Source organism: Nitriliruptor sp. (assembly GCF_040882075.1).
GTDB lineage: Bacteria > Actinomycetota > Nitriliruptoria > Nitriliruptorales > Nitriliruptoraceae > Nitriliruptor.
Map to the genome: position 1 here is coordinate 1 of NZ_JBBEBZ010000098.1, position 3,909 is coordinate 3,909.

At 70.0% G+C, this 3,909-nt stretch carries 7 protein-coding genes; 3 read left to right on the plus strand and 4 right to left on the minus strand.

Annotated features, from left to right (window positions below):
- Positions 1-167: 167 nt before the first annotated feature.
- The gene (locus WEB03_RS05675; RefSeq protein ID WP_368069981.1) at positions 168-461 is read right to left on the minus strand and encodes a thioredoxin family protein; all 294 of its coding nucleotides are present in this window, start codon (positions 459-461) and stop codon (positions 168-170) included.
- Between the two features lie 12 nt (positions 462-473).
- Between WEB03_RS05675 and WEB03_RS05680 the strand changes: the two genes are divergently transcribed.
- Positions 474-953, plus strand: a complete 480-nt coding sequence (locus WEB03_RS05680) for a heavy metal-responsive transcriptional regulator (protein ID WP_368069982.1) — start codon at positions 474-476, stop codon at positions 951-953.
- Between the two features lie 21 nt (positions 954-974).
- Here the strand turns inward: WEB03_RS05680 and WEB03_RS05685 are convergent, their stop codons facing one another.
- Positions 975-1,799 carry an alpha/beta fold hydrolase gene (locus tag WEB03_RS05685; RefSeq protein ID WP_368069983.1) on the minus strand — a complete coding sequence of 275 codons (825 nt, stop codon included), beginning with the start codon at positions 1,797-1,799 and terminating at the stop codon, positions 975-977.
- Positions 1,800-1,914: 115 nt separating this feature from the next.
- On the minus strand, positions 1,915-2,400 hold the full coding sequence (locus WEB03_RS05690; RefSeq protein WP_368069984.1) for a DoxX family protein: 486 nt from the start codon (positions 2,398-2,400) through the stop codon (positions 1,915-1,917).
- Between the two features lie 215 nt (positions 2,401-2,615).
- On the opposite strand from WEB03_RS05690, the gene WEB03_RS05695 reads away from it, so the two are divergent.
- Together WEB03_RS05695 and WEB03_RS05700 are read left to right on the plus strand one after the other, a co-directional pair.
- Positions 2,616-2,942 (plus strand): glutaredoxin domain-containing protein, encoded by a 327-nt coding sequence (locus WEB03_RS05695; RefSeq protein WP_368069985.1) that lies wholly within the window; start codon positions 2,616-2,618, stop codon positions 2,940-2,942.
- Positions 2,943-3,000: 58 nt separating this feature from the next.
- Entirely contained in the window at positions 3,001-3,177 is a 177-nt protein-coding gene (locus WEB03_RS05700) for a hypothetical protein (protein ID WP_368069986.1), read from the plus strand.
- A gap of 327 nt (positions 3,178-3,504) precedes the next feature.
- On the opposite strand, the gene WEB03_RS05705 is transcribed toward WEB03_RS05700, so the two are convergent.
- Positions 3,505-3,723, minus strand: a complete 219-nt coding sequence (locus WEB03_RS05705; protein WP_368069987.1) for a DUF1622 domain-containing protein — start codon at positions 3,721-3,723, stop codon at positions 3,505-3,507.
- Positions 3,724-3,909 lie beyond the last annotated feature (186 nt).

The window sequence follows — 3,909 nt, forward strand, 5'->3', positions numbered from 1 at the left end:
CGGGTCGGTCAGGGTGCTGGGGGAGCAGTTCACGGCGAGTGCCACCCCGGCCGGCGCTCCGAGACGGAGAGATCGGAAGTAGATCCGGCGAACTGGTCGGTCCGGATGCTGTAGGGCTATCGCTACCAACCGGTCCACGGTCGTCCGCCGGATGCTGCGGGCGGCGTTCAAGCCAGAACGGCTCGCAGCTGCTCGACCGTGGGCGAGCCTTGTGGGCCGTCGTCGGTGAGGTAGACGCGGCACGCCAGGCCGACGGGCTCGTCACCCGTCGCGAACGGGTCGACATCGTCGATGAGGAGCGTCGGTGAGCCGCGGAAGCCGACCCGTTCCGCTTCCTCGGGGGTCTCGACCCGGCGGTGGTCGATCGCGAGGTCGTGCTCGCCCGCCAGGTCACGGAGGCGCTCGTCGAGCACCTTCCAGTTGGGGCATCCATCGAAGTACTGCACGGTGACGCGGCGCATCTGCTGCTCCTCGTGGACGGGTACAGCTACGCTACGCCTTCCAGTGTGCTGGAAGGTCAAGCGGAAGGGTCCACGGTGCTGATCGGTGAGGTGGCCACCGCCACGGGCGTCAGCACGAAGGCGCTGCGCTTCTACGAGGCGGTCGGACTGCTGCCCGAGCCCGCTCGGACGCCCGCCGGCTACCGCGACTACCGGGACGGTGCCGTCGCCAGGGTCGGCTTCATCAGGCAGGCGCAGGCTTCTGGGCTCACGCTGGCCCACATCGGCGAGGTGCTCGCCGTCCGCGACGGCGGGCAAGCCCCCTGTCACCACGTCGCCGGGCTCGTCGGTGACCGCCTGGCGGAGGTCACCGCGCGGCTTCAGGAGCTCGAGCACACCCGCGGCGAACTGCTCGCCCTGCGCGATCGTCTCGGTGCTCTGGATCCCGCTGACTGCCGCGAAGGCGACATCTGTGCCGCTGTGCACGTCGACACGCAGCATCGCCCGGACTGACGCCGGGCAGGTCCGGCGTGTTCAGGCGGCCTGGTCGACGAGGTCACGGATGGCCGCGGCGATCACCTCTGGGTGGTCCTCGGGGGTGAAGTGCTTGCCGCCGGGGATGCCGATCGCCCGGGCGCGGAGGTCGCGGGCCAGACGCTGGCCGTAGCGGGCCTTCTGGAACTGGTCGGCCAGACCCCACACGATCCGGGCGGGCACGTCGAGGTCAGGGAGACGCTCCGCGATCCGCAGGGTGTCTTGGACGTCGAGCGCGGTGACCTGACGGGCCAGTGCTGTCCCAGCGCCACGACCCTGAGCCGCGTAGTGGGAGAAGTGGATGTCGAGCGACTCGCGGGCCATCGACGCGTCGTCGTGGCCACGCGCCAGGAGCGTGCCGATGCTCGCCTTCAGCAGCGACGGGGGCGTGTTCGCCACCAGCTGTGGCACGGCCCGCATCGCTCGAACGATCGGGATCGGCCAGGAGTCGTAGGCGATGGCGTTGGTCAGCACCAGGCCAGCGCAGCGCTCGGGCCGTTCGACCGCGGCGATCTGTGCGACCCCACCGCCGAGGTCGTGTGCGACCAGGATCGCCCGGTCGAGCCCGAGGTGATCCAGCCACGCGTCGAGGTAGCCGGCCTGGGCGGCGATCGAGATGTCGCGTCCCTCACCGGCGGGGATGCTGCGCCCGTACCCGACCATCTCGAAGGCCAGGACGCGGACGTCGTCGAGCAGCGGCGTGACGTGACGCCACAGGTCGGTGCCGGTGGGGATCCCGTGGATCAGCACCACGGGTGTGGTGCCTTCCCCGCTCTCGACCCACCGGATCGGCGTGCCGGCGATCGTGGCGGTACGGCTGTGCACGCGGCTCCCATCGTTCGTTCGTGCGACGAGGTTCGTTCGTGCGACGAGCGTGGCCATCGCGACCTCGAGCGGGGCGTTCCACCCTGACCGTCCGACCGCGGGCAGCCACGGTAGGTCAGGAGGTCGCGTAGCTGTCGGCGTTCGACGTGGTCGGCGTGCCTTCCTCGATTCCGAGGGCGTGGTCGAGTGAAGGCTTGCCCGGCCCGAGCAGCGCGACGACGAGGAGGCCGGCGAGCAGGCCGAGCTCGAGTTCGGCGCCCGGCATGTCCGCGCCCGTCGGAGTCAGCAGGCCGATGTCGAGTTTGACCAGCAACAGGGCACCGACGAGGACGCCGGCGTTCAGGAGCGCGGCGATGCGGGTCAGGGCGCCCAGGATCAGGAGCAGACCGCCGCCGAGTTCGACGATGGTGACGATCCAGCCGACCAGGATGGGGGCTGGGACGCCCAGCATGCCGAGCATGTCCCCACCGAACCCGGCCGGGGTCATCTCGGTCAGCTTCTGCCAGCCGTGGGCTGCCATCACGATCCCGACCAGGAGCCGGGCGATGACGGGCCCTGCCGGTGCGAGATGTCGTAGCGGGCTGAGTCCGAGCGCGTGCATGGCGATCTCCGAGCCGGGGATGGGGTGTCTCGTGGGAACCGTCGCGACCGCGATCGCTTCCATCGACCTCATCGACGTGCGTTGCCACCGAGCCGGGTGCGCTCTGCGTACCGGAGACGTCGTCACGTTGGTCGACCGAGCGATGGCTCGGGAAGGAGCCGGCCTCCCGCGGGGTTGCCAGCGCCGACGACTGCTTGCGAGAGGACACCGCTCCGATGCGTGTACACCCGATCACCGTCTACTGGCGACCCGGCTGCGGGTTCTGCAGCTCGCTGCTGCGTGGCTTGGAGCGATCAGGGCTCGAGTTCGACCGCGTCGACATCTGGCAGGACGAGGACGGCGCTGCGTTCGTCCGGTCCGTGGCCCGGGGCAACGAGACCGTGCCGACCGTGCAGGTGGGTGACGTCGCGCTCGTCAACCCATCGACACCGGACGTCCTGCGGACCGTCGCCGAGGAGGTGCCCGCGCATCTGCCGGATGGGTACGAACCACCGCGACCCGGTGCCATGGCTCGTGCGGTCACGCGCCTGTTGGGCGGATGATGACATCCGCGACCGGACGCTCGCCCGACCGGTACGACCCCACCGCGAGGTTCTCCCGGTGAACTCCCTGCTCCTACCTCGGACGGACCTCGGCGTCCTGGCCCAGGTCGTCGTGCTGGTCGCGCTCCTTGCTCTGGCGGTCTGGGGGACGCCATGCCGATCCGAGTACCGGCTCCTCGCCCTGGGCGTGGGACTGCTGCTGTTCGCCCTCATGGGTCTGCGTGCGGCGCACTGACTGCGGCGATGGTGTGCATCATCGGCGCAGGGTGGCCTGCGTCAGCGGTACTCGGAGTTGGGTAACGCCGGGTAGCGCGCTGTCGTCCCGAGCGGTCCGCTGGTCGCCCTGGGTGTGGTCCGCTGTCGCGGGTGGCTCCGGAGCTGCCCGGGTTGTCCTTCCAGCAGTGGCTCACCGTGCTCTTCGTCGGTGATGGGCTGACGAACGACGAGGTGGCGCGACTTCTCCGCCTCTCGGTGCACACGGTCCGCAACAACCCTCGCGACGGCCATGCCCCGGCTCGGGCTCGTCACCCGGACGGAGGTGGTGGCTTCCGGCGGGGGCCTGTCAGGGCCACCGACCCTCGGTCTCGAGCTCGATACTGGAGCTCAGGAACGTTCGAACCGCGACGATGGCGGCGAGGACGCCGATGTTCGCGAAGCTGGGGTCGATCGCGACCGTGCCGATGATGTCCGCCGCGACGAGGAACTCCAGGCTCAGGATGCTGGAGAACTCCAGCAGCGCACGCACCGTCGCGAACGTCGCGCCGGCCAGGATGACGATCAAGGCGACGATCCGGGGGCGTTCGCGACGAGCCCGGCGAGGTTCTCCACGTCTGACTCCTTCGAGCAGCATCCGTGAGATGTACGGGCAGCACGTGGTTGCCGCTGGTCTGGCTCCCCCTGCGATCAGCCGGTGGGGGAAACCGACCCGTAGAGGTGGTCGACCTGGCCGCGGCGCGAGCCGATCTTC

Excerpts from the sequence above, each read along its gene's own strand:
- WEB03_RS05675 (WP_368069981.1), bottom strand. The coding sequence starts at position 461 with ATGCGCCGCGTCACCGTGCAGTACTTCGATGGATGCCCCAACTGGAAG.
- WEB03_RS05690 (WP_368069984.1), bottom strand. The coding sequence starts at position 2,400 with ATGCACGCGCTCGGACTCAGCCCGCTACGACATCTCGCACCGGCAGGG.
- WEB03_RS05695 (WP_368069985.1), top strand. The coding sequence starts at position 2,616 with ATGCGTGTACACCCGATCACCGTCTACTGGCGACCCGGCTGCGGGTTC.